General features: G+C 32.2%; 23 protein-coding genes. All 23 read left to right on the forward strand.

The annotated features are described in order from the left end of the window. The first annotated feature begins 231 nt into the window (after nucleotides 1–231). The 23 genes from HNS38_RS16535 (at nucleotide 232) to HNS38_RS16645 (ending at nucleotide 24,751) form a co-directional block, all read left to right on the forward strand. The gene (locus tag HNS38_RS16535; protein ID WP_172284779.1) at nucleotides 232–882 is read left to right on the forward strand and encodes a class I SAM-dependent methyltransferase; all 651 of its coding nucleotides are present in this window, start codon (nucleotides 232–234) and stop codon (nucleotides 880–882) included. 57 nt (nucleotides 883–939) lie between these two features. Further along, nucleotides 940–2,106: a serine hydrolase gene (locus tag HNS38_RS16540; RefSeq protein ID WP_172284780.1), complete on the forward strand. Its 1,167-nt coding sequence runs from the start codon at nucleotides 940–942 to the stop codon at nucleotides 2,104–2,106. Between the two features lie 765 nt (nucleotides 2,107–2,871). Further along, nucleotides 2,872–3,291 carry a hypothetical protein gene (locus HNS38_RS16545; RefSeq protein ID WP_172284781.1) on the forward strand — a complete coding sequence of 140 codons (420 nt, stop codon included), beginning with the start codon at nucleotides 2,872–2,874 and terminating at the stop codon, nucleotides 3,289–3,291. Between the two features lie 349 nt (nucleotides 3,292–3,640). Then, on the forward strand, nucleotides 3,641–4,237 hold the full coding sequence (locus tag HNS38_RS16550) for a DUF3365 domain-containing protein (RefSeq protein WP_172284782.1): 597 nt from the start codon (nucleotides 3,641–3,643) through the stop codon (nucleotides 4,235–4,237). 390 nt (nucleotides 4,238–4,627) lie between these two features. Next, nucleotides 4,628–5,665 (forward strand): DUF1207 domain-containing protein, encoded by a 1,038-nt coding sequence (locus HNS38_RS16555; protein ID WP_172346749.1) that lies wholly within the window; start codon nucleotides 4,628–4,630, stop codon nucleotides 5,663–5,665. 156 nt (nucleotides 5,666–5,821) lie between these two features. After that, the gene (locus HNS38_RS16560; protein ID WP_172346750.1) at nucleotides 5,822–6,364 is read left to right on the forward strand and encodes a DUF4287 domain-containing protein; all 543 of its coding nucleotides are present in this window, start codon (nucleotides 5,822–5,824) and stop codon (nucleotides 6,362–6,364) included. Between the two features lie 376 nt (nucleotides 6,365–6,740). Beyond that, nucleotides 6,741–7,262, forward strand: a complete 522-nt coding sequence (locus HNS38_RS16565) for a murein L,D-transpeptidase family protein (RefSeq protein WP_172346751.1) — start codon at nucleotides 6,741–6,743, stop codon at nucleotides 7,260–7,262. Further along, the gene (locus HNS38_RS16570) at nucleotides 7,259–7,630 is read left to right on the forward strand and encodes a hypothetical protein (RefSeq protein ID WP_172346752.1); all 372 of its coding nucleotides are present in this window, start codon (nucleotides 7,259–7,261) and stop codon (nucleotides 7,628–7,630) included. Before HNS38_RS16565 ends, HNS38_RS16570 begins: the two co-directional genes overlap by 4 nt. Before the next feature lie 180 nt (nucleotides 7,631–7,810). Next, complete coding sequence (gene sigZ / locus HNS38_RS16575) at nucleotides 7,811–8,344, forward strand: RNA polymerase sigma factor SigZ (RefSeq protein ID WP_172346753.1); 534 nt, start codon at nucleotides 7,811–7,813, stop codon at nucleotides 8,342–8,344. 84 nt (nucleotides 8,345–8,428) lie between these two features. After that, nucleotides 8,429–8,890: a 2Fe-2S iron-sulfur cluster-binding protein gene (locus HNS38_RS16580; protein WP_172346754.1), complete on the forward strand. Its 462-nt coding sequence runs from the start codon at nucleotides 8,429–8,431 to the stop codon at nucleotides 8,888–8,890. A gap of 241 nt (nucleotides 8,891–9,131) precedes the next feature. Next, nucleotides 9,132–9,680 (forward strand): STM3941 family protein, encoded by a 549-nt coding sequence (locus HNS38_RS16585; RefSeq protein WP_172346755.1) that lies wholly within the window; start codon nucleotides 9,132–9,134, stop codon nucleotides 9,678–9,680. Between the two features lie 136 nt (nucleotides 9,681–9,816). Further along, complete coding sequence (locus tag HNS38_RS16590; RefSeq protein ID WP_172346756.1) at nucleotides 9,817–10,854, forward strand: S41 family peptidase; 1,038 nt, start codon at nucleotides 9,817–9,819, stop codon at nucleotides 10,852–10,854. 100 nt (nucleotides 10,855–10,954) lie between these two features. Further along, on the forward strand, nucleotides 10,955–11,914 hold the full coding sequence (locus HNS38_RS16595; RefSeq protein WP_172346757.1) for an SIR2 family protein: 960 nt from the start codon (nucleotides 10,955–10,957) through the stop codon (nucleotides 11,912–11,914). Nucleotides 11,915–12,241: 327 nt separating this feature from the next. Beyond that, nucleotides 12,242–12,439, forward strand: coding sequence for a helix-turn-helix domain-containing protein (locus tag HNS38_RS16600; RefSeq protein WP_172346758.1), 198 nt, complete (start codon nucleotides 12,242–12,244; stop codon nucleotides 12,437–12,439). Then, nucleotides 12,439–15,228 (forward strand): DEAD/DEAH box helicase family protein, encoded by a 2,790-nt coding sequence (locus HNS38_RS16605; RefSeq protein WP_216663759.1) that lies wholly within the window; start codon nucleotides 12,439–12,441, stop codon nucleotides 15,226–15,228. The genes HNS38_RS16600 and HNS38_RS16605 overlap by 1 nt, the downstream gene beginning before the upstream one ends. Continuing rightward, complete coding sequence (locus tag HNS38_RS16610) at nucleotides 15,229–16,806, forward strand: N-6 DNA methylase (protein ID WP_172346759.1); 1,578 nt, start codon at nucleotides 15,229–15,231, stop codon at nucleotides 16,804–16,806. Beyond that, entirely contained in the window at nucleotides 16,793–18,556 is a 1,764-nt protein-coding gene (locus HNS38_RS16615) for a restriction endonuclease subunit S (protein WP_172346760.1), read from the forward strand. The genes HNS38_RS16610 and HNS38_RS16615 overlap by 14 nt, the downstream gene beginning before the upstream one ends. Then, nucleotides 18,553–20,199, forward strand: coding sequence for a restriction system-associated AAA family ATPase (locus HNS38_RS16620; RefSeq protein ID WP_172346761.1), 1,647 nt, complete (start codon nucleotides 18,553–18,555; stop codon nucleotides 20,197–20,199). The genes HNS38_RS16615 and HNS38_RS16620 overlap by 4 nt, the downstream gene beginning before the upstream one ends. Before the next feature lie 77 nt (nucleotides 20,200–20,276). After that, nucleotides 20,277–21,284, forward strand: coding sequence for an HNH endonuclease (locus tag HNS38_RS16625; RefSeq protein ID WP_172346762.1), 1,008 nt, complete (start codon nucleotides 20,277–20,279; stop codon nucleotides 21,282–21,284). A 385-nt stretch (nucleotides 21,285–21,669) separates the two neighbouring features. Beyond that, the gene (locus tag HNS38_RS16630) at nucleotides 21,670–22,641 is read left to right on the forward strand and encodes a hypothetical protein (RefSeq protein WP_172346763.1); all 972 of its coding nucleotides are present in this window, start codon (nucleotides 21,670–21,672) and stop codon (nucleotides 22,639–22,641) included. A 124-nt stretch (nucleotides 22,642–22,765) separates the two neighbouring features. After that, a complete protein-coding gene (locus HNS38_RS16635; protein ID WP_172346755.1) occupies nucleotides 22,766–23,314 on the forward strand; it encodes an STM3941 family protein in 549 nt (182 codons plus the stop codon). Nucleotides 23,315–23,446: 132 nt separating this feature from the next. Then, nucleotides 23,447–24,280 (forward strand): abortive infection family protein, encoded by an 834-nt coding sequence (locus HNS38_RS16640; RefSeq protein WP_172346764.1) that lies wholly within the window; start codon nucleotides 23,447–23,449, stop codon nucleotides 24,278–24,280. A gap of 12 nt (nucleotides 24,281–24,292) precedes the next feature. Next, on the forward strand, nucleotides 24,293–24,751 hold the full coding sequence (locus HNS38_RS16645; RefSeq protein ID WP_172346765.1) for a hypothetical protein: 459 nt from the start codon (nucleotides 24,293–24,295) through the stop codon (nucleotides 24,749–24,751). Nucleotides 24,752–24,794 lie beyond the last annotated feature (43 nt).

A 24,794-nucleotide genomic window follows, 5' to 3' on the forward strand; every position in this document is an offset into this window, starting at 1 on the left:
ATATCCAATTCCCTAATTCCAGTTCTCATTAACTTATCTCCCCATAAAAAATAACTTGACCCGAGATTTATCCTGAAAATGAGACTGACTTTTTCCTTACAGTTACTAAGGCCAATATTAGCTTTAAAATTAAAAGAGGTGTGGTTAAGAGCTTGACCCTTTTACAAGGAGGACGAAAAATGCGGGGCAAGAAGATTGAATAGTAAAGCTATTTCTACAAAAATAAAATCCATGATAAGTAAAACTCAGAAGTTTTGGGATAAGCAAGCTAAAAGATATGATGATAACGAGAGGCAATTCGATCCTGTGTTCAAAGAAATAATCTTAGGAACTAAAAACCATCTTTCAGCTAATGACAAGGTTCTGGATTTTGGCTGTGCTACTGGGACCAAAACAATAGCCCTTGCTGAGTCTGTAAAACATATTCATGGACTTGACACTTCAAGTGAAATGATAAATGAGGCGAATAAAAAGATTATTGGCGGTCATTTGAAAAATATAAGTTTTGCACAAGGAGATGTATTTGATAACGGTTTTAAGATGGCTTCATTTGATAAAATCATATCTTATGGAGTTATTCACCTGCTAAATGATAGTAATAAAACAATTGGTAGAATACATAATCTATTAAAAAGAGATGGATTGTTTATCTCTTCTACAGCCTGTTTGGAAAGTAAGATGGCCTTTAAAAATAGCTTAGAATTTAAAGCATTTCGCTTGATTAAGAACTTAGGTTTTTTTCCTTTGCATTTAAATATGTTTACTCCTGAAAAAGTAGAGCGTTTATTGACTAATCAAGGTTTTGAGATAATTAAAGCAGAAACCATATTTCATGGGATAACGATTAGCTTTATTATTGCAAGAAAGTGGGATAAAGACTGATAGAAAGCACTTGGCTCAATAATATATATGACGACATTCATTAGAAATATTTGGAATATGAAAAATATTAAAATTGCTTTATTGAGTCTGCTTTTTCTTGTATTCTTGACCAGTTGTTTAAGGCTAGGAACAAAAGATAAGACAGCTGAAAATCAAATTATCTATTCGCAATCCGATTCGGATTTAAGAAAATCTGATTCCATTCAGAACATCCTTACTAAAGTAGTAAATGATGGTCAAGCACCCGGAATGATTGCTGCCATCATCTCAGGCGAAGGGGTCATTGCCATAGCTTCTGCCGGTGAGCGTAAAGCGGGTTCTGGTATTGCGTTTACTGCTAATGACGTGGTGCATCTAGGTTCATGTGGAAAGGCAATGACTGCTACCATGATAGCCACTTTGGTAGCAGAAGGAAAGCTCAGTTGGGACATGAAATTGATAGAAGCTATTCCTGATCTAAAAAATAATATTCATCCTGATCTTAAGAATACTACACTTTGGCAATTACTAACTCATCGTGCCGGTATCCAAAATGATCCAATTGACTGGTACGCATATGCCGATATGGATATCAAAGAAAGACGATTTTCAATATTGAAGGATAACATAAAACTTGCTCCAGCATACACTGACGGAGAATTCCATTATTCTAATTTCGGTTACGTAGTTGCTGCTTGTATGGCAGAGCAAATAACGGGCTTAAGCTGGGAAACTTTAATGAGAGAGCGTTTATTTGGACCGCTTGGTATGACAACTGCCGGATTTGGTGATCCTGTTAAAAATAAGTCAATAGACCAACCATGGGGGCATAAGAAATCATGGCTTCAAAACAAATGGAAACCCAGTAGAGATTATTATGGGGAAGTTTTAAGTCCTGCCGGTCGGGTGCATTGCAGTGTAGAGGACTGGGCTAAATTCATTTCACTTCAATTACCTGGGGAAAACACTTTTCTTGATAGAATAATTCTAAATAAATTGATAGAACCTAATGGTGTTTATGCAGGCGGGTGGGTTGTATTCCAAGAGACTGAACAACCATGGGCAAAAGGAATAGTGCTAGTACATGGAGGAAGTAATGAGATATGGTATGCTGCAGTTATGGTAGCCCCTAATTTGGATAGAGCTTATGTTATCGTTACGAATTCGTGTGATTTTGGACTTACTGATCGTGTTTGCGTTGAAATGACCAACAAGATAGCGAAAATGGATCAAGTATTGTTTTAAAGAATATTCCATTAGGGATGTATATCGTTAAAGCTGAGTGTGATGGCTCAAGTAAAACGCTAAAAACTATGGTCAATTAAAATAGTACTGATTGCTTTTGGTTTCTTGTGCTTTGGAACAAGCTTTCTTAAACGCCAATTACCACCCGTTTAATCACAATTTATTAAATGCTTTAAAATACATCTGTTTATTACCCTCCTCATCAGGGCAAACGCATACTTTTAATTTGTCCACAGATTTCCGCAAATTAACACAGATTGCAAACAAAGTTCAGCTTTGCTATACTCTCTTTGTAGAAATAATCCGTGAAAACTTGTGGAATTAGTGGACAGCTTTTTCTTTTTTTAATTTAATCGTTGATTTTTTAATTAAAACTGAAAGTATGAGTTTGCCCTGCCCTCCTCATGACCAAATACCATTTCTTTCATAAGGATTAAAAGCCTTTCATTAAAATTCTATTAGGTGTATGTCTTATGTATAGGGAAGGGGCTGGGTATGAACACAGAATGTGTAATATCGATTACTAATTAAAATATGCCTTAATTATGTTTTGGCATTAAATCCGAGTATAGTTCTAGACAAGCTAATGTGAAAGCGAAATAGCTTAAGGCGCATTATTACATACCTTTGGTATAAAACACTATCTATCCTTTCTGAAGAGATGAAAATTGATTTATATTTACCAAAATTCCTATTTAGGCCAATTGGGGCTTGGCTAGGGTAGAAATTAATATCAAAATATTAGAATATATACGGACACACGATATGGACAAACTAAATGGAAAATGGTTAGGATCTTATTCTTTTGATCCTGAATTTGGACAGGACAACAAAGTATTTAACTTTGAACTTACACTTCAGGTTGATGATGAGGATGATATCTCCGGAGAAATCAAAGATATTTCTGATGACAACCAATCTCCAGGAATTGCTAAAGTGACTGGATTTGTTGATGACAACGAAATTAGTTTTATCAAACAATATCCAGCATTATTTCTAAGAAACGATGTTGGTGAAATCATTATAGATAAAAGTAAAGAGCATCCAGAGATTCACTATCATGGAGTTATTTCAGAGGATTCCATGGAAGGGGAGTGGGATATGGAAGCTGGTGTATTGTTTAAAGTAGGAGAGTTTCATTCTCAGTTGATTTCAGGGAAATGGAAAATAGAGAAATTAAAATAACTTAGAGGGTTTTACAATTAATTAATTCGATTTAGTTAAGTTACTCAAGCTTCGAATATTGTTTAAACTATTGTAAATAAATCAGATATGAAGCCTTGAAAATCGGATGTTATTGTCTGTTAAGATATCCATTTTCATTATGTATTAACTTTGTGAAACTTGGCGTATTCTTTGAGAAACTTCGTGGAATAGCTATTTCGCTGGGAGACACAAAGAAGTCTCAAAGTTCCACTAAGAAGAGAAAACTAGTAAAATAATGAATTACAAACAATTATTTATTGCCAGCAAGTTTCGAAACTTTAGTTAAGTAATATGTGAACACCTCAAATATGAATTTAAAATATACAAAATGAAAAAAATAATCTGGAATAGTCTATTTCTAGTTTCGCTGATTTTATGGGGCTGCAATAGCTCATCAGAAGAAGCTCATAAAAATGATAGCACTAAACAAAATGATATCAACCATTTAGAAGAGGGTTTAAATTTCGCCATGCAAACACAAAAAGTATTGGCTAAAAACCTGATAAATGAAATCAATATCAAAGGAACAGTAGGGGCTGTAACTTTCTGTTCTGCTAAAGCTTATCCCTTAACCGACAGTATGGCCATCGCTTTAGATGTTCAATTAAAAAGAGTCTCAGACCAAGCCAGAAATCCGAATAATAAGGCAAACCCACAAGAGGCAGCATATATTGCAAAATCAAAAGAGTTTCTGAAAAAGGGAGAAATGGTAAAACCCAAAATGACTGAAATTAATGGAAGAATGGTGGGCTATTATCCCATCATAACCAATCAACTTTGTTTGCAATGTCATGGAAGCCAGGGCGCAGAACTTAAACCAGAAACCCTTTTGCAAATTGCAGGTTTATATCCAAATGATAAAGCCATCAATTACAACATAAACGAACTAAGAGGAATTTGGGTAGTGGAAATGAATAAAAAATAGTAATAAGGTTCCGTAAAAATAAGAAGAACAAGACTTATCAATTAAACAAAACAAATGAATCAAAAAGAATAATCAGAGTTAACAGATGAAGAACTCTTAGTAAAAGCAAAAAAAATGAAATCGAACTCCATTATAAATGCTGTGTAATTGGCTTTATGGTGGGAGTTATCTTCTACAGTTTAGTGAAAAGTACTTGGGGACTTGTTACTTTGTTCCATTATTTTTAATCTACAAACTAGTGAATCAATCCAATGATGATAAAGCTATGAAAGAAGTTCTAAAAGAGCGGGATTTATTATAAGTCTTGATTTTCAGTTTGAGATTCTTGCTATACTTTTGTGTCCCATATTGAGATATCTAAACCTTAAATATTTAAAAAAGCAAAATGACATGAATAAAATAACACTAATCGTACTACTTGCTTTTATTGGAATTGGTCTTCAGGCTCAGGACACTTTAATTGCCAAAAGCTTTTTCAAAAAAAGAGATTTTGGTCAATATTTTTATTCTGACAGATATGCTCCAATTACTAATGTGGGAATTGGGGCTATGGCTTTATTCGATACCTACGATATTGGATTAGAAAGAAATGGAGTAGTGCCCGTTGCAGAGCCCATCCTTGGAGCTCAATTACCCATTTACTATTTTAAAGATGAATCCAAACGATGGTCATTGTCCATACCAATTTCATTTTCGGTTTGGTTCGATTTTACCGAAGAAAGAACCTCCCCAATTTTAAATACCGATTACCGATTTGCTCTATTAGAACTCAATTATACCCAAATACTAGAAGATTCTAAGATTAATAATATCGGTTTGCGTTTTATCCCATTTTTTCATGAAAGCACACATATTGGTGATGAATTAATTATATCAAAAATACGAGATTCTATTCCTGTTTCAAGAATAAATGTTTCCTATGAAACCTTCGAGCTAGCTTTCATCATTAACGATGCTTTTGGTCAAAAGGTAAAAAATCATTCCGCTAGGTTAGGAGCTAAATTTCTTTGGAACCCTCAAAAGGGATATTATACAGCCGATTCATTAGAAATATCAAAATCTATAGAAATCCCCTCCTCAAGTAGGTGGATAGAGCCCTATTTACAATACCAATATCAAAACCCCGATTCATGGCTTTCCAATAATAAGATGATGTTTATTTTCTCCCAGGATTTCTATTTAAGAGTCCGCTATGGTTATGGTAGCTACTTCACCAACGAATCGGAGGAAGTTGTTTTTAGGGAAATTGGCGAAGCTTATCAATTATGTAGTACTACCATGTTGGGATGGAAATTCTATAACTACAAAAAAGAATTATCAAACTCAGGAGTATTCTTTAAAATCTACATCGGACTCAATCCCCACGGTCAATTCAGAAACATCCCCAAATACCCATGGGTTGGACTAAACTGGGTTTATGATATTTAGGGGGGGGGCTTGATTTTAAAAGGAATTATAATCTACAAGTTGTTTTACAGATAGAGGGTCAGGGCCATAATTATTAGCATCCTCTTCTATACACCCCAAATAAACAAATGAAACTGTCAAAAGAATCAAATTAATAATTTATTAAAATTTAAAATGATGGATAAAGCACTTCAAACAATGATTAATAATATGCCGGAAAAGACTGGCAAATCTTTAGAAGAATGGAAATTACTACTACAGGAAAAATCATTTGAAAAACATACAGAAGGTGTAAAATACTTAAAAGCGGAATTTAATATCACTCATGGCTTCGCAAATACTATTGTAACACTTTCGAAAGATGATAAGGGTTCTGAAGAAAGCCTTGTGGAGAATCAATATCAAGGGAAAGAAAGTTTATTACCGATTTATAATGAACTCATTGCTTACATTAATACGCTGGGTAAAGATATTACAATCACACCAAAAAAAGGAAGCGTAAGTATCATTCGAAAAAGACAATTTGGTTTAATAAAACCGGCCACTAAAACAAGAATTGATTTAGGCTTTAAAATAAAAGACAAGCCAATAAGCGGTAGGCTTGAAAACTCAGGGCCCTTTGGAACCATGTGTACACACAGAGTGAAATTGTCAAATAAGGATGATGTTAATCAAGAATTAAAAGATTGGATTAAAGAAGCCTACGAAAAGTCAAAATAAGAGGCTGTAATTATTACAATACAACTCGTCCATCTATTTTAACCACTACCAACCACCGTATCTTTTCAATTAATAAAGCAAATCTCAATTTCTAGTATCCTATAGCCAAAGCGGAATGATTACCCTCCTCATATCCAAAAGCCATTTCCTTCAAAAGCATAAAAGCTGCCAACAATACCGGGTGGAGGAGTGGGATAGGAGCAGGCTATCTATTTAGTATGAGTATAAATTACATAAATCATTACCTATCCTTATTATGATATAAATATTTGAGTTATTTTTACCAAACTTACGTATAACTACCCCATTTGGGGTAGTTATGTGGAAGAAACTTACGTATATAAACAAGTTGTACGCCATATAACCAGCGACCTGCATGAAAATTAAATATATCATATTGATTCTGATTTTTGGATTAATTGGCTTTGGATTGATTTCCTATTTTAAGCCATTTGAACCAATTGATAAGTCTGTTTCAATTGAGAAGATTGAAGTAATTAAGCATAAACGGAGGCTTGATTTGATTTCTAATAATCAGATAATAAAATCATATAAAATTTCACTCGGACGAGTTCCAAAAGGACATAAAGAATACGAGGGTGATAAAAAGACACCAGAAGGATTATATATAATCAATGATAAAAACCCCAATAGTGGATATCACAAGAATTTGGGGATTTCTTACCCAAATGAACATGATAAAAAATATGCTGAGTCGATTGGCAAAAGTCCAGGCGGATTGATTAAAATCCATGGAATTAGAAACGGATTTGGTTGGATAGGTAGATTTCATTTAATATTTGACTGGACTTTAGGTTGCATTGCAATGATCGACCAAGAGATTGATGAATTTTATGAAAACGTAAATATTGGTACACCGATAGAGATAAAACCATGAATTTAAAAACCAAAAACATATTGATACGGATTTGCTATGTCTTTCCATTTTTGCTATTTGCATATACAATTGTAGAGGACTTACTTTTACTTGACAAGCAATTTAGACAAGTTGAAATTATGGTTGTAAGTGCAACTGCAATCTTCTTATATCAGTCGATTAGAAATTCTATAATTGGTTGGGTTTTAGCTATGATTCTTTATTTGGTTTTTTTATATTTTATTGCGATTGGGATTTATACAACATCAGGAGATTTAGGAGGAAAGATTGATAAAAACACCTTTCTGATTCAATGTGTTTTTGCAATTATTTATACAGGATTAGGATATCTATATTGGAAAATTCGACCAAAAAAAAGATTGATATGAGAGAAATACGGCGTACAACAATGTATATACAAAATAGGCGAAATAGTAGTAATTTCAAGGGTTGTAGCCCGCTTCAACTTTTGAGCAGTTTGATAAGTTTGGAGCCCGAAACCGCCTACATTGCATATACTTACCGTTAGCATTCATGCTGAGAACCTTAGCGTTCCAAACAAATAAAGTATGACAGAAAAGATTTGGAATAAATTTAAAGAAGAGTTGTTGGGATTTATTATTTCAAAGGTAAATGATAAAGATTTAGCCCATGATTTACTACAAGAGGTGTTTATAAAGATACATCTTAAACTGTCTACTATCTCAGATAAAGAGAAATTGACTTCATGGATTTATCAAATAACCCGAAATACGATAATTGACCATTACAGAAAAAACAAACAATTTAAAGAAATTAAGGAAATAGAACTGAAAGTGCCGGAACATGAAGTTAATTACAACAATGATTTGCTTTGCTGTTTAAAGCCATTTATTGAAGACTTACCTGAGAAATATCAAGATGCTCTCTTGAAAACTTCTTATGGAACACTTTCACAAAAAGAATATGCAAAAAAACAGGAATTAAGCTACTCCGCAGCGAAATCAAGAATACAAAGAGCAAGAAAAAAATTGAAAGACTCGTTTAAAAAATGTTGCGCTACTGAAAGTGACAAATATGGAAATGTATTCCAATTAGATAAAAGAAACTGTGATTGTGATTAATTTTTGCGTCCTTTAAGAATTGACACGTCTATTTGATGAAAAGAGTTTAAACGAACTCAATGTAAAACTTTAAAATTAAATATGATGTTAAAAGAAAATTGTTGTAAACCAGACCAAAAGAGTGAAAATGATTACAGTTCTGTAAAGTTACTAAATGATTCTGATTGTGGTTGCGACTGTGATTGCAATATAGAAACACAAGAAAGCTCAAGTATGAGCAAATCAACAGTAAAAGAATTTGATATAGCAATTGATGGCAAGAATGTAACCGTAAAAGATTCTTCAATGAATATTGTAGAAATAGCAAAAACTGCTGGAATTGCGATTCCTGCACCATGTTTTTTAGCTAAAAAGAGAAATGGATGTTGTAAAGCTTGTGTTGTTGAAATTGATGAAAAACAGAGTTATGCATGTGGAACAAAACCAACTGAGGGAATGAATATAATTGTCAATCGGGAGGATTTAAAAACTTTACGAAAAGAAAGATTATTGAAATATAAAGAAGCAGTAAAGAATAATGAACCAATGAAATGTGCAGGAAATTAAAATAAAATAAAGCACGAAATGCTAACAAAGTGTCATATGTAATGCGGGTTTCAACGGTTTTTCGGGCTGCTGCTCGTTGTTGCAACACCGCCAATTCGTCTTTGACGATTGACGGAAAATTTGAAACACTGAATAAACGAATTGGCTCCGTGCGGGCTTGAAAGTTCATCACTTTTAATCCCGCACTCCACATACACAAACCGTTGGGCTCCATTTACGGAAGACTGAATAACTAACAAAAATGCTAAGCAGTAAAAACAAAATAGAAATTGGAATAAGCAAAAGAAAAGGAATTGTAATGACAATAGTTGCTGCAATTATTTTTTTGATTGGAATCTGGGCATTAATAGAAATTAAATCAATGGACTCTGAGCTTGACCGAATCTTTTTAATGGTTTTGTTGACTCTAATAGTCCTTTCCTTTGGCTTTTTTGGTTTCCTTGGAATTTATAGAATTATTAAAAATGAAGAAGGACTATTTATCAATGACATAGGAATTAAAATAAATGTCGGACCTAATAAAGGACATTTCGTAAACTGGAATGAGATAACTGAATTAAAAATTCATAATCAATTACAAGGACCAGTATTCTTGCTAATTTTCGTAAAAAAACCGCAAAAGTTCATTCAAAACTCAACTGGAATTAAAAGACTTCAATTAAAAATGAATAATAAATCGCATAAGACACCTTTGAGTATTGCTACAGATTGGCTCGAATGTAGTTTTGAAGACCTGTTAGAGATAATGGAAGGAAAAATAATGAAAAACGGAGCCCAACAAAAAACATAGTGCATTTGGAAATCAGAGTAATAAATGACGATATTAGCTATAAATAAAGTAAGTGGTAATTTGAAAAATAAAGGTTTCAAAAATCCAAACGCACCATGTTCCAAACGTTGGCACCAATTATAATAAGAATACGACTATGAAATTTAAGATTTTACTCATATATCTATTGATTCAAAATGTGTTATATGCTCAAAGTGATTATAATGATTTATTTTCTGAGAATATTATTCAATTTATAGAGGACAATTACTCTGGTTTTGACAATCTATATGAAGAAGACCAACAAAACTATAAAGAATTTAAAAAAGAGTTGCTGGCTGACTCAATACAAGAATTTTCCTCATTAGTATTAAAGACTCAGATTTATTTAAAATACTTCAATAATAAACACCTTTATGTTTTAAATGAATCACTTGAAGCAAGAAGCGAAACAAAGTTTAATAAGCAAAAACAGAAAAACAAAAACACGGATGTAGAATTTGAAATCTTGGATAAGGATTTTACTTGTCTTAAAATAAAAAGCTTCAACATCAAACTTAAACCTGAAATTGATAGCATAATCAGTTCTAATCAAAAAGAAATTGAACGTCACAAATACCTAATTATTGACTTAAGAGGTAATGGTGGGGGTGATATAAAATCGATTAATCGCCTTGTTTCTTTAATTCAATCAGACTACTTCTTTAAGAAAGAGTACAAAATGTATGTATCCTCAAGGAATTCGGTGGCGTTTAAAGCATTTACAGAACACCTTACAGAACAAGACAGAAAAAAATGGCAGTCTGTATCTATCGGGCTTCAAAGAGGGGAATATGTTAGTGGTAATATAACTTACCCTTATGTTTTTAATGTTCCTGAGAAAAAGAATAAATATCCCAAATACATTGGCATATTAGCAGATAAAAATACAGGAAGCGCATCAGAACTATTTCTAACTATGGCGAGGCAAAATCCTAGAGTAAAAGTATTTGGGGAGAATACAGCTGGAGCTTTTGATTATGCCATGGTGCATTGTTTTGAAATACTTAAAGATAAATTTTATATAGTCATGCCACTACTTGAAAGTGTTAATATGGACAAGAGTGGGATTGACAATTATGGAATTCAGCCAGATTTTTATCTTTATAACAATCATAAATCTCAAATGAAAGAGATTATGAGGAAGTGGAAATAACAGGTGCCAACAATGGCTCATAAAGCATAGGCTTGCCGCAGGCGCAACACAAGCCAACGCTTCATAGCCGAACCGTTAACTGCAAGTTTAAGACAGAAATATGAAGAAAACAATATTATACGGAAACGGATTAAATTACCATCCCAATACAAAAGACAAATCTATTACTTGGGGAGAGTTACTTGCAGATATAATGAATGGTCAGGTTTTTATCACAGACTTTCTACCAAATACATTAGCATATGAAAGAATTAGATTAAACTGGAATAGAAACTCACACAAACTACCACATTTAAAAAACCGAATCAAAGAATTGCTCAAAAATCAACCAGCGAATTCATATTATGAAGAAATCCTAAAAATAGATTGTGATAATTACATAACGACTAATTATGATTATGCAATAAATAAAACTTTCTTAAACTCCAACAAACAAAATTCAGAAACAAATAATAGTTCAGAAGAACTTTATAGCATTAGAAGGAATACTTCACTTATTGCAAATCAAGAAAAAGTAAAAACAATATGGAATATTCACGGAGAGTTAAGTAATCCTAAATCCATTATGCTAGGGTTAAATCATTACAGCGGTTCCATTGGTAAAATTGCTGATTATCTAAAGGGAACGTATGATTTTAGATATAAAGGACAAAAGAATGAAGTTAAAAAGATAGAAGAAAAACTAAAAGGGAATCTTTATGATGAGTATTCTTGGATTGAGTTATTTTTCAACTCAAATTTACATATAATTGGTTTTGGTTTAGACTTTAGCGAGATTGATTTGTGGTGGTTATTAACTAAAAGGGCAAGATTAATTGAAGATGGATTAATTAACAATTCTGTTTCCTTTTATGTCAAACCTTTGTCTGAGTTAGAAGAGAAAATAGATAAGGAAAAGGATGATAATAAAAAACGAAACCAAATAGTAAAGTTAGAAACAGAAAGTCGGAAATATGAAACATTATTAGAATTGAACGTAGATGTAAAAGAAATATCATCGAGAAATGGATATTCTAATTATTGGAATGAGATTTTTGAAACAATAAAAACCAGCAGTTAACACGCGGTCATAAGTCATAGCTTGCCGCAGGCGCAACACAAGCTACGCCTCATACCGCCACACGTTGTATGCAAGTGTAAAAAAGAGCTCCATAGATAGGTCGGTGCAAACTTGAGGGAATTTATTTTGTTTTTTTCTTCCCACGCTAAAAAGAAGAGAAACCCACCCCACAAATAGCACATTTGGTTTTTTGCTAACACACATGCAAACTCTGAAAAAACCAAAAGAGCTATTTTTTACCAGCGCACACGGAGTAATTTAGTAACACTTTTTATATTGAAAAACGAGATAATTATTCTATTTTAGAGGTTTCAATTCTGAAACGAAATGAACAGAATAAAAGAAGTATTAGAAGAGAAAGGTATTAAGCAAACTTGGTTAGCTGAAAAACTTGGTAAAAGTTACAACATGGTAAATGGATATGTTAAAAACAGACAGCAACCAAGATTAGAAGTCTTAAATGAAATAGCTGATATCCTTAACGTTGACATAAAAGACTTAATTGTTTCGAATAAAGTAAAATAATGAACGAAGCTCAAACACGGAAAGAAATTATTGACAATCGGCTTTTGAAAGCTGGTTGGAATGTCTCTGACCGCACTCAGGTAATTGAAGAGTTTGACATCATTGTTAATGCTAATCTGGTACAAGAAGCTTCAACACCATATAGGGGTCATCAATTCTCTGACTATGTTTTGTTAGGAAAAGATGGTAAGCCATTGGCTGTAGTCGAAGCAAAGAAAACATGTGTTGATGCTGATTTAGGAAGAGAACAAGCAAAACAATATTGCAACAATATTCAAAAGCAACAGGGTGGAGAATTACCATTTTGTTTCTATACGAATGGGCACGATATTATTTTTTGGGATTTGGATAATTATCCGCCTAGAAAAGTTCATGGTTTTCCAAATCTTGATGATTTAGAAAGATATCAGCATTTAAGAAAAAACAGAAAGCCGCTAGCTGAAGAGCTAATAAATAAAAATATTGCAGGAAGAGATTATCAGATAAATGCCATACGTTCTGTTATGGAAGCCATTGAAAAACGAAAAAGGCAATTTCTGCTAGTTATGGCGACTGGAACAGGTAAAACAAGAGTAAGTATTGCTCTCGTTGAAGCCTTAATGAGAGGTGGTTGGGCAGAAAGAGTATTGTTTCTTGTAGACAGAATTGCACTTAAAGAACAGGGACTTGATGCATTTAAGGAATACCTTCCAAACGAACCAAGGTGGCCAAAACAAGAAGAAACCGAAATTGCTACAGATAGGCGTATTTATGTAAGTACTTATCCTACAATGCTCAATATCGTGCGAGATGAAACGAAACAACTATCTCCACACTTTTTTGATTTAATCTTGATAGATGAAAGTCATAGGTCAATTTACAATACCTATAAAGAAGTGCTTGACTATTTTGACACAATAACGCTTGGATTAACTGCAACTCCTACGGATATAATTGACCATAATACGTTTAAGCTTTTTGAATGTGAAGATGGCCTTCCAACTTTTGCTTACTCATATGAGGAAGCAGTAAAGAATATCCCTCCATATTTATGCAATTTTCAAGTAATGAAGATTTCTACACATTTTCAAGAAGAAGGAATAAATAAAAGAACAGTTTCTCTTGAAGACCAAAAGAGATTAATACTTGAAGGAAAAGAAATAGAAGAAATAAATTATGAAGGTACCGAAATAGAAAAGAATGTAGTTAATAGAGGTACAAATGCTCTAATTATAAAAGAGTTTATGGAAGAGTCGATTAAAGACTCTAATGGTGTATTGCCAGGAAAGACTATTTTCTTTTGTATGACTAAAGCCCATGCAAGAAGAATGGAAAAATTAATTGATGCCATGTACCCCGAATACAAAGGTGAATTGGCAAAAGTTTTAGTTTCCGAAGATTCTCGTGTATATGGTAAAGGTGGATTACTTGATCAATTCAAAAATAAGGACTTGCCTAGAATAGCCTTAAGTGTTGATATGCTTGACACTGGCGTTGATATTAGAGAAATTACAAATTTAGTATTTGCTAAACCTGTTTACTCATATACTAAGTTTTGGCAAATGATAGGTCGTGGAACACGTTTACTAGAGCCAAAGAAGATTAATCCTTGGTGTACCGAAAAAGATGTTTTTCTAATCTTGGACTGCTGGGATAATTTCGAATATTTTAAACTTAATCCAAAAGGGAAAGAGTTAAAAGCTCAAATTCCTTTACCTGTTAGATTGTTTAGTCTTAGACTTGATAAGCTTTTCTTAGCACTTGAGCTAAGTGTTGTTGAATGCGTTAAAAATGAGATTTCTAAAATTCAACAAATGATTGAGTTGCTACCTAATAATTCAGTAGTTATAATGGACGCTCGAAGTGATTTACATCAAGTAAAAGAAGACAATTTTTGGAATTTTATTTCAGAAAGTAAACAATCATTCCTAAGACATTCTATACAACCTTTAATGAGGACTGTTAACGATGTTGACTTTAAAGCTATGCGATTTGAGCGTGATATCGTTGAAATCTCAATTGCACATTTAGCTGAAGATAAGGATAAGTTTATTGCTTTAAGTGAAAATATAATAGTGAAAATATCCGAGTTGCCATTATCAGTTAATGTTGTAGCTAAGGAGAACGAATTGATAAAGAAAGCACAAACAGCATATTTCTGGTCAACATGTACTGAAGACTCCTTTTCTATTTTAGTCGATAAAATAGCTCCTTTAATGAAGTATGTTGATTCGTTTGTAAAGCCAATTAGCCCAGCCAGTTTTGATTTTATGGATTCTTTAGCAAAAAAGGAAATCATTGAGTTTGGGCCTCAACATGAGTCAATAAGTATTTCAAAATATAAAGAGCTTGTTGAGGAACGTATTAAAGCATTAACTGAATCAAATCCAATACTTCAAAAGTTACAAAATGGTGAAGTCTTATCCGAAAATGAAGTTGAAATATTAACTCAGGATTTACATGACGAACATCCTCACATTACTGTTGATTTATTGCGAAAAGTATATGAGCACAGAAAGGCTAAATTATTAGCTTTCATAAAACACATACTTGGCATTGAAATATTAGAATCACACTCTGTAACAGTTTCAAGAGTTTTTAGTGAATTTATTGTGGAACACAGTTATTTAACAAAGCGGCAATTAGATTTTCTCAATATACTTAAGACTTACATTATTGACAGAGGTGAAATACAAAAGCAAAACTTAATTGAAGCACCATTTACAAGAATACATCCAGAAGGGATATTAGGGCTGTTTAGTCCAAACGAAATACAAGAAATTATAACATTAATTAATAAGGCAGCATAAATGCTAAATAAAGAGTTACAAACTAAGGTTCAAAACCTTTGGGATAAGTTTTGGAGCGGAGGTATTACAAATCCTTTGAATGCTATAGAGCAGATAACTTACCTCTTATTCATGAAACAATTAGATGAATTAGAACTAAAACGTACGAAAATAGCAAATTCAGGTTTGTCAGATGAAAAGTTCGAGTCCATTTTTGATGGTAAGTTCATGCCTCCAGCAGCAAAAAGTGAAAAAGATGCCGTAGAAAAAGAAAGTCTAAGGTGGGGTAATTTTAAACGAATGCCAGCGGACGATATGTTAGCTCATATTCAAACTTTGGTATTTCCTTTTATTAAAACGCTTGGTGGTGCTCAGTCTGATTTTACAAAGCATATGAGCAATGCGGTTTTCATTATTCCGAAGTCTAGCCTATTAGTTGAAGCTGTAAAGGCAATAGATGAGATTTACGATGAACTCAAAAGTGCAAATAGATATATTGATGCTCAAGGTGATTTTTACGAATATCTTTTAAAACAATTAAGTGGTGCTGGAAAAAATGGGCAATTCAGAACGCCAACTCATATCATAGAAATGATTGTTGAGCTAGTTCAACCAAAATTAGGGCAGCGAATTGCTGACCCGGCATGTGGTTCAGCAGGGTTCTTACTAGGTGCATACAAATACATTATTACGCAATATTCAAGCGATAAAGAGAAAGATGAAAATGGATTTCTAAGAGGTTCAAATGCCGATAAATTAACCGACAAAAAACTTAGAAAGACACTTGAGAATGAGACCTTTTATGGTTTTGATATTGACCCAACCATGATTCGTATTGGACTAATGAACCTTATGATGCATGGCATAAAACAGCCTAAAATTGATTATACAGATACGCTTAGTAAACGCTATAACGAAGATGGCGTTTATGATATAATCCTTGCAAACCCTCCATTTACAGGAAGTGTAGATAAAGGGGATATTAACGAAACCTTTGAGCTAAATACAACTAAAAGTGAATTGCTATTTTTAGAAAGGATGTATAAAATGCTTCGTATTGGGGGAACAGCAGGTGTTGTAGTACCCCAAGGTGTGCTATTTAGCAATGGAAAGGCTTTTAAACAAATTAGACAACTCTTAATAGAAAGGTGTGAACTTAAAGCTGTTATTTCTATGCCTTCAGGGTTCTTTAAACCATACACAGGAGTATCAACCGCTATATTGATTTTCACAAAGGGAGGTGAAACTGAAAATGTATGGTTTTACAATATGAAGAGTGATGGATTAAGTTTGGATGATAAGAGAAAAGAATTATTGGATAAAGAAGGCATACGTGATTTTGGTGATTTACATGAAGTTATTAAAATGTATCACAATTCTGATAAACAAACAGAGCGAAACAAACACCACTTTATTGTGCCCAAAAATGATATTATTTCTAATGATTATAATTTGAGTTTTAATAAATATTTTGAAGAAGTTTATGAAGAAATCAAGTATGATTCTCCTCAAGATATATTAAGTAGAATAGTATCTATTGAAGAAATTATTTCCATAGAAATTAAAGAGTTAACCAAGATTTTAAATGAACATGAATAGAGTTGGTTTTGAGGATATAATTGGTTTAAAAGGGCTATTTACAGATGGCGATTGGGTTGAATCAAAAGATCAGGATGTTGATGGCAACGTACGGTTAATTCAACTTGCAGATATTGGGGATGGTAGCTTTTTAAATAAATCACACCGTTTCTTAACCGAGGATAAAGCAAATGAATTAAGGTGCACCTTTTTAAAAGAAGGCGATGTGTTAATTGCAAGGATGCCTGATCCATTAGGCAGAGCATGTATTTTTCCAGGTCTTGAAATGAAAGCAGTTACTGTTGTTGATATATGTATAATTAGAGTTGACAGTAGAATTGTAAATCCAGAATGGTTAGTATATAAAATTAATTCATCTGAATTCAGACATGAAATTAATAGTCATATTACAGGTACAACAAGACTTAGGATTTCGAAAGGAAACCTTACTAATTTAAAATTTGATCTTCCAGAACTAAGGGATCAAATAAAAATAGCATTAGTACTTAAAAAAGTTGAAGCCATAATAAATCAAAGAAAAGAAAGTATTGTCAGTCTAAAGGAGCTTACTAGGAGTACTTTTTCTCATATGTTTGATAAATTTGATGGTAAACTATATTCGTTAAATGAAATAGCAGATAAAGAAACAAAAGGAACTTTTAGTAATGGGCCATTTGGCAGCGATTTGCTAACTAGTGAAATTACTGACAGTGGTGTTCCTATAATTTATATAAGAGACATAAGCTCTGAAGAATACAAGAATAAAGCTAATGTATATGTTACTAATGAAAAAGCATCTTCCCTTATTAGTTGTCAAGTTCTACCAAATGATGTATTAATAAGTAAAGTCGGTGATCCTCCTGGGATAGCAGCTTTGTATCCTGAGAATTACGAGATGGCAATAATAACCCAAGATGTTATAAGACTTAGGGTAAATAAAAATATTGCATTACCTATATTCATAAAAGAATGGTTTAATTCTAAATATGGTAAGTTTAAGATTAAGGGGATAACAATACATGGTACAAGAAAACGATTTGGACTAACTGATTTGAAAAACTTACAAATAAAACTTCCCTCTATAGAAAAACAGTTGGCTTTTTCAATTGTAGTTAACAAAATTAATGCGTTAAAAAAAGAATATATTGAAAGTCTTAATGAATTTCAAAAGCTTTTTGGTTCATTAAGTCAAAAAGCATTTAAAGGGGATTTGAATTTGGGTAAACTTAATATTGACCACATTCTTCCCCAATCAAAAGGTGGTAATGATGAAATAGAAAACCTACAAATCTTAACTGAAATAGATAATATAAAAAAGGCTGATAGAATGCCTGAAAAATGGGAAGCCTTCAAAGAAAAAGAAAGACAGAAAGAAATTCAAAAGAAGGACGCTAAGCCAACAAAATCAAAACTAATTACAGAAGGATTTACCGTTGCTCAATTTGCAGATTGGATTAAAGAAGAGTTTGAAGATAAATATTTTACCTCTGAAATGTTATTGAGATTTTGTAAAGAGGAAAAACTATCTTTTCCTTATTACTTTACTTCTAAAGAACTAAAAGAAAACCGTAAAGCTGATCTTTCTTTAGATTTCAAAGAAATAATATTCCAAGCCATTGATAACAAAAACGAATATTTAAAACTTGAACAGGTGTTTTACAATGGAGAGGAAGAAAATTTTGTATTAAAAGTACGGGAAGAAGATTATGATTTAATTAAAGATAAATCACCCAAAGAACGTTCAGGTATATATTTAAAGTTAAAAGAATGAAGTTAGTATCGCTTAAAATATTAGGTAAGAACTTCAGAAGTTTAACCGCAAATCATTTGTATAAATTTAATGTTACTGAACGTGAATCACGTTTGTCTGCAAAATGTTTTGCTGGTTTAAATGGTAGTGGTAAATCCAATATGCTCGAAGTTATTTCCGAGATTTTCTATTACCTCGACCATTCTCATTTATTACATGGTGATAAAAATCAAAAAGAAGGTAAAGGATTTGGTTTTGAACTAGAATATCATTTACCCATGAAAGAATGGGATATCGAGGCGCTATATGGCACTCCTATTGTTTCTGAAAAATGGATGCATATTCAAATTAAAAAACCCATAAATGAAGTTGCTGAATATAGTTTTAAGCCTATTGGAGGGGATGACAAAGAATATAGAACGGTTGAAAAAGGTTCTGAATTATTGTTGCCAAAAAATATCATAGCCTATAGTTCAGGGCAAAATGAATTAATAAGTAATCCATTTTATAAATTGAAATATCATTATTTCAATGAAATTGAAAAACTAAATGGTAATAATGAAACTAGCGACCGATTATTTTTCATTGACCAATCAAATAATTTTAATGTTTTTATTTCGAACTTTCTTATTGGAGATGAAAGAAAACTTAAGGTAATAAAAGTTGTATATGCAATAGAAGGACTTTCTTCATTTAGAATAACTATTAATGACCAAGATTATTGGAATAAGAAAATTCAATTTTCAGATGAGATTCAAAAAATAATTTCAAAATTAAAAGCCTGTTCAACGTGTTGGGATTATCAAGAAGTGTATGGCAAAAAGAAAAGACATCAGTTTGTTTTTGATTTTTCCGTGAACAAAGGTACTGTTTCAGCATTCAAATTTCATTTTGAAAACTCAGCGATGAATCTTTTCAAAGCATTTTATCATTTGGATATGCTCAATATTCACATGCAGCAAAAGGGGATATTAAATTTAGTCCAGAATGGCCCTAAATGGTTAAATCTTTCGGATGAAATCCCCGCTATATCTCCTGATGAACAAGTGTTTAGAATTGAAAAAATAAAGATTAATAAAGTTATTGATAAGGATTCGAGCAAAACAATTCCTATTAATTACAAAAATTTATCTGATGGTGAACATCAATTCAATGAAGTGATTGGCTCTATGATGTTAATTGATGAACCTGGTAGTCTTTTATTGTACGATGAACCTGACACTCATTTTAATCCCAAATGGCGTTCTAGCATAATGTCGCTTTTTAATAAAATGGCAGCCATTTCATATGATAAAGATGGAAACATTACAAAAGTGCAAGATCAAGAGGTAATATTAACAACTCATTCTCCATTTGCTATTTCAGACAGTTATAAAGAAGACGTTTATATTTTTGAAAAAACAGAAAACGGTGTTGTTTTCAGTGCACCAAAAATCCCTACATATGGTGCATCAGTAAGTGTGATTCTTGAGCATGTTTTCATGAAAGACAAAACAATTGCCAGTATATCAAACCAAGAATTAGAAAATATCAAAGCAATGGCAAATTCACCAGAAGGAATTGAAGAAGCTCGCGAACATCTTATTGGTTTTGGAGAATCAATAGAAAAATTTAATGCGGTTAGATATTTAAGAGCACGTGAAAAAGAATTTACACAGGACTAATGATTTACCCTTACAAATATATCGTCCACCCAATTCAGAATTTTCACAAAGGTATTGTGTTCTTTTTTAAGCAGCTCTTGGCTCTTGATTTATCTGTTTATGATGAAAATCAACATCTAGAAAAATGGTTTAGACCTTTAGTTAATAAGTCTCCAGCTGCACTTCTTGGTGAAATGTCCAAAATAGTTACGGCATATCACAATTTGAAAGACTTTGAAAAAAAAGAGGTTATTGAAGCTTTTGAAAACAATCAAAACATTAAAGAAATTTGTAAAGGAAATGGTAATCCTAAAAAATATAATCATATAAGTAATGAGGCCTTTAGGTTATTAATAGATAATTTCTTTGCTTCATTATGGTTACGGCTTGCAAATAAAGAAGATGGTGTTAATGCTAAAGTGATAGAAAAGTGCAGTACAATAATGAGTCATTTTAGCGATTTTCGTAAGCATCCAAATCACATAACCAGAATCTGTCCATTTTGCGGACTAAATGGTTTAAAACCTTCATTTTCTCCAACGAGAAACTCATATGACCATTATTTACCTAAAGCTCAATATCCATTTGTTTCAGTGAATTTTGAGAACTTAGTACCTATGTGTCATGACTGCAATAGTGATGAAAAGGGAACAGATGACACTCCTTTTAATGGTAATGTAAGAAGGATTGTCTATTACCCTTATTGTGATTCCTTTTCTGATGAACATCTTGATGTGGTATTATCTCCGAAGTCTGAATATAAGCCAGATGGATATAGCACTTTTTTAAAAGACGTTGGGGTTGATTATTATTTTACTTCAAATGGAATTGATGATAATCGGCTTAAATCTTGGGATAGTATTTTTAGAGTAAAAGGTAGATATATTGAGATTGTTTCTGATTACGAAAGTATCTGGTTTCAAGATTTGTTAAGTGAGTACCAAACATTAAAAGAAACAGGGAGGACTTTTGTCGAAATCAAAGATAAATTAATAAAAGACATGCAAAAGGAAGTCGTTAGAACTGAAAGAGCTATTGTGCATTTATCATATCTGAAATACGTTTTGAATATTGAAGATATTGAGGAGGATTTGGATAGTGTATAGCCCTCCCTATTTGCAAGCACATTGCCAAAGCCACACGAGCCAACTCTCAAACCAAAGCTTTGTCAAAGAGCTTGCAAAGCCGACCCGATTTGCCCACATGGCATTAGGGTTTTCCCACGCTCAAAAAAACAAAATAAATTTGTGCTTTGTGAGTAGTTTAGTGCAGATTGAAAATGACAATTAATGATAGCTAAATAATTGACTGACAGATAGAAATGAATAAACACCAGCATACAACAATGTGTATAAATCATTGGGCGGATAGTGCTAATTTCAAGGACGTTACATTTAATAAACTTTGTAGCAGTTTGACAGGAAAGTGCTTCGAAATGCCCAACGCTTCATACACCAAACGTTGTAGTGTATTAAGAAAACAAAATAGAAGATGAAAAATAAATTATTATTATTAATACTTGCCGTTTTTATTTTGGGAAGTTGTATTCAAAAAAAAGACAAGGTAAAATCAAATCGTTTTGACAAAATATTACAAACTGATTTTCCAAAACATTTTCCTGAAGAAACAGTAGATGCTGTAATATTAAGAAAAATAATAGAAGAATATGTGGTTAAACAAGATACAAGTAATTTAATGACCTATATTAACGTTATTTTGCAAGAAGAATTATATGCAAAAGACAGCGTTGTATTTTATAGAATTTTAAATCAACTTGACAAAGACGAAAAATTAGTAAAAGGCTGTGAGTATTTAAATAACGCATTGTCTTGTAAAGACCAATTTCAATCAAAGCATTTTAATGTATATAATTTAAACAGCAGAGTAAAACCAGAAGAAATAAACCTGTATGACAAACAGTATAGTGAGCTTAGAAAAATATTTAATAATACTGATACTTTAAAACTCAACTTAGTTTTAGATACAAATTTGAATTATTGGCGAGCTTTCCCGATTTGGGATGTAAAATATGGACTTTTACAAAGATATGTTAATGGCAACCCACACGAATTAGTTCATCATTTTTTTACAAAATATTCCGATGTTCCATTTTTTCAAGAACCAATTGCTTTTTTATATGGTGATTACAGAAATGACACTGCAAAATTCTATAATGAGTTCACATCTATAAAAGAAGAATTGACAAATGCTGAATACGTAATGGCAAAAGAGGTTTGGCATTTTCCCGCAATAGTGATTTTGGAAAAGAATGATAAATTAAGCTTTTGGCTATTTACATCATCATTAATGCAAAAATATGGAATAGAAAAGTTCATTGAATTTGCAAGTTTAACAACTTGGGATAAGGGAAGTGGTGATTTTGAAAAGAATTTTTATATCGTTTATGATTTACCATTAAAAGAATTTGAAGAAAAAGTGATAATTAGTAAATTGAAAAAGTGAGAGAAGAAAACACACTACAACACGCAATATATTCTATAATTTTTGCCGCAGGCGCAACCCAAAAATTACACAACATATTGCCACCGTTGGGCTCCATTTACGGAAGACTGAATAACTAACAAAAATGCTAAGCAGTAAAAACAAAATAGAAATTGGAATAAGCAAAAGAAAAGGAATTGTAATGACAATAGTTGCTGCAATTATTTTTTTGATTGGAATCTGGGCATTAATAGAAATTAAATCAATGGACTCTGAGCTTGACCGAATCTTTTTAATGGTTTTGTTGACTCTAATAGTCCTTTCCTTTGGCTTTTTTGGTTTCCTTGGAATTTATAGAATTATTAAAAATGAAGAAGGACTATTTATCAATGACATAGGAATTAAAATAAATGTCGGACCTAATAAAGGACATTTCGTAAACTGGAATGAGATAACTGAATTAAAAATTCATAATCAATTACAAGGACCAGTATTCTTGCTAATTTTCGTAAAAAAACCGCAAAAGTTCATTCAAAACTCAACTGGAATTAAAAGACTTCAATTAAAAATGAATAATAAATCGCATAAGACACCTTTGAGTATTGCTACAGATTGGCTCGAATGTAGTTTTGAAGACCTGTTAGAGATAATGGAAGGAAAAATAATGAAAAACGGAGCCCAACAAAAAACATAGTGCATTTGGAAATCAGAGTAATAAATGACGATATTAGCTATAAATAAAGTAAGTGGTAATTTGAAAAATAAAGGTTTCAAAAATCCAAACGCACCATGTTCCAAACGTTGTGCATAATTTAGAAAAGACCGAATGGCAGATATAACTAGAAGAGAAAAATTGAAACTTGAAAAGCTATTTGATATGGGAGGCGGTTATGTTCTTGACTTCTCAAATAGAACTTTAAGTGACTTTGTTTTTGAGACACTTGATATTGATTTGTATTCTGATAAATATTCTGACAATGGAGATTCTAAAGCTAATAGACTTAGAACAATATGGCAAAAAGAGAACAACTATTCCGTTGGGAAATTAATGTCAGAAATGTTGGATTATTGGAAAGACCAAAAAGCAATGTCCTATAGCGAAATTTCCCAACCAGAACAAAATTTGTATGAAGAGTGCGGAAAAATTGCAAAGAGATTATTAGAAGGTAAAATTATAGAAGAGATTGAAGTAATTCAAGGAAAAGAAGATGATAAGGATTTTAGCTTATTAGCAAAATCAATAAGAGAGAGTATAGAAAAAAATGAGCCAGAAGCAGCACTTGATAGACTGCATACTTATGCTATGAAGTTTACCCGACGGTTATGTGAAAATCATGGAATAGAAATAAAAAAGGATGAATCATTAAATGCTTTGTTTGGTAAATATGTAAAGTTTATTGTTGCAAGTGAAAAAATAGAATCTAAAATGACTGAAAGAATTTTAAAATATTCTATTCATGTTATTGAGGCATTTAATGATATTAGAAATAACAGGAGTTTTGCTCATGATAATGTTATATTGAATTATTCCGAAAGTGTTCTGATATTTAATAACGTGACAAATTCAATTAAATTTATTGAGTCAATCGAGAAAACAATTGAGCAGGAAAATAAAGAAGAAGAAAAAGAATCGATTGATTGGGAGGATTTACCATTTTGATTTAATCTATAAATGAAAAAGCACGAAGTAATTTTTGAAAAGGTAAAGAATCTTTTAACTAAGTACTTTCCAGACCAGATTGAGGAAAATGAAAATGGAATGTATTTATCGATTAAGGATACTGGACTTTGGATTTCAGCTGACCCAAGAGAATTAACAATCGGATATGGAATGACACATATTCATTGTGACCCAGAATATGATAACTTAAATGAAGCTATTGAACTCTTCTTCAATCTCATGACATGTAAGAAGCAGATAACCAAGTATTATAAAGGAGATTTTTCATATAAACATCGGATTGACCTATTACTTGCTGATAATGAAGTTTACAATTTAGGAACAGCAATGACATGGTTATTTCCTTACTGGAAAAAGACTATTATAAAAGTGGAGATTGAGGATGAAATAATTGAGTTAAATAAGGTTGAGAATGACATGAATGAGATAAAAACTATGCACAACAATTAAGCATCGTTTTCAGCCCTAAGCCGTGGAGCTAAGCATTTACTTA

Origin of the sequence: Lentimicrobium sp. L6 (genome assembly GCF_013166655.1) — a bacterium.
GTDB lineage: Bacteria > Bacteroidota > Bacteroidia > Bacteroidales > UBA12170 > UBA12170.

Excerpts from the sequence above, each read along its gene's own strand:
- HNS38_RS16535 (WP_172284779.1), top strand. The coding sequence starts at position 232 with ATGATAAGTAAAACTCAGAAGTTTTGGGATAAGCAAGCTAAAAGATAT.
- HNS38_RS16540 (WP_172284780.1), top strand. The coding sequence starts at position 940 with ATGAAAAATATTAAAATTGCTTTATTGAGTCTGCTTTTTCTTGTATTC.
- HNS38_RS16545 (WP_172284781.1), top strand. The coding sequence starts at position 2,872 with ATGGACAAACTAAATGGAAAATGGTTAGGATCTTATTCTTTTGATCCT.
- HNS38_RS16550 (WP_172284782.1), top strand. The coding sequence starts at position 3,641 with ATGAAAAAAATAATCTGGAATAGTCTATTTCTAGTTTCGCTGATTTTA.
- HNS38_RS16555 (WP_172346749.1), top strand. The coding sequence starts at position 4,628 with ATGAATAAAATAACACTAATCGTACTACTTGCTTTTATTGGAATTGGT.
- HNS38_RS16560 (WP_172346750.1), top strand. The coding sequence starts at position 5,822 with ATGGATAAAGCACTTCAAACAATGATTAATAATATGCCGGAAAAGACT.
- HNS38_RS16565 (WP_172346751.1), top strand. The coding sequence starts at position 6,741 with ATGAAAATTAAATATATCATATTGATTCTGATTTTTGGATTAATTGGC.
- HNS38_RS16570 (WP_172346752.1), top strand. The coding sequence starts at position 7,259 with ATGAATTTAAAAACCAAAAACATATTGATACGGATTTGCTATGTCTTT.
- sigZ (WP_172346753.1), top strand. The coding sequence starts at position 7,811 with ATGACAGAAAAGATTTGGAATAAATTTAAAGAAGAGTTGTTGGGATTT.
- HNS38_RS16580 (WP_172346754.1), top strand. The coding sequence starts at position 8,429 with ATGTTAAAAGAAAATTGTTGTAAACCAGACCAAAAGAGTGAAAATGAT.
- HNS38_RS16585 (WP_172346755.1), top strand. The coding sequence starts at position 9,132 with ATGCTAAGCAGTAAAAACAAAATAGAAATTGGAATAAGCAAAAGAAAA.
- HNS38_RS16590 (WP_172346756.1), top strand. The coding sequence starts at position 9,817 with ATGAAATTTAAGATTTTACTCATATATCTATTGATTCAAAATGTGTTA.
- HNS38_RS16595 (WP_172346757.1), top strand. The coding sequence starts at position 10,955 with ATGAAGAAAACAATATTATACGGAAACGGATTAAATTACCATCCCAAT.
- HNS38_RS16600 (WP_172346758.1), top strand. The coding sequence starts at position 12,242 with ATGAACAGAATAAAAGAAGTATTAGAAGAGAAAGGTATTAAGCAAACT.
- HNS38_RS16605 (WP_216663759.1), top strand. The coding sequence starts at position 12,439 with ATGAACGAAGCTCAAACACGGAAAGAAATTATTGACAATCGGCTTTTG.
- HNS38_RS16610 (WP_172346759.1), top strand. The coding sequence starts at position 15,229 with ATGCTAAATAAAGAGTTACAAACTAAGGTTCAAAACCTTTGGGATAAG.
- HNS38_RS16615 (WP_172346760.1), top strand. The coding sequence starts at position 16,793 with ATGAACATGAATAGAGTTGGTTTTGAGGATATAATTGGTTTAAAAGGG.
- HNS38_RS16620 (WP_172346761.1), top strand. The coding sequence starts at position 18,553 with ATGAAGTTAGTATCGCTTAAAATATTAGGTAAGAACTTCAGAAGTTTA.
- HNS38_RS16630 (WP_172346763.1), top strand. The coding sequence starts at position 21,670 with ATGAAAAATAAATTATTATTATTAATACTTGCCGTTTTTATTTTGGGA.
- HNS38_RS16635 (WP_172346755.1), top strand. The coding sequence starts at position 22,766 with ATGCTAAGCAGTAAAAACAAAATAGAAATTGGAATAAGCAAAAGAAAA.
- HNS38_RS16640 (WP_172346764.1), top strand. The coding sequence starts at position 23,447 with ATGGCAGATATAACTAGAAGAGAAAAATTGAAACTTGAAAAGCTATTT.
- HNS38_RS16645 (WP_172346765.1), top strand. The coding sequence starts at position 24,293 with ATGAAAAAGCACGAAGTAATTTTTGAAAAGGTAAAGAATCTTTTAACT.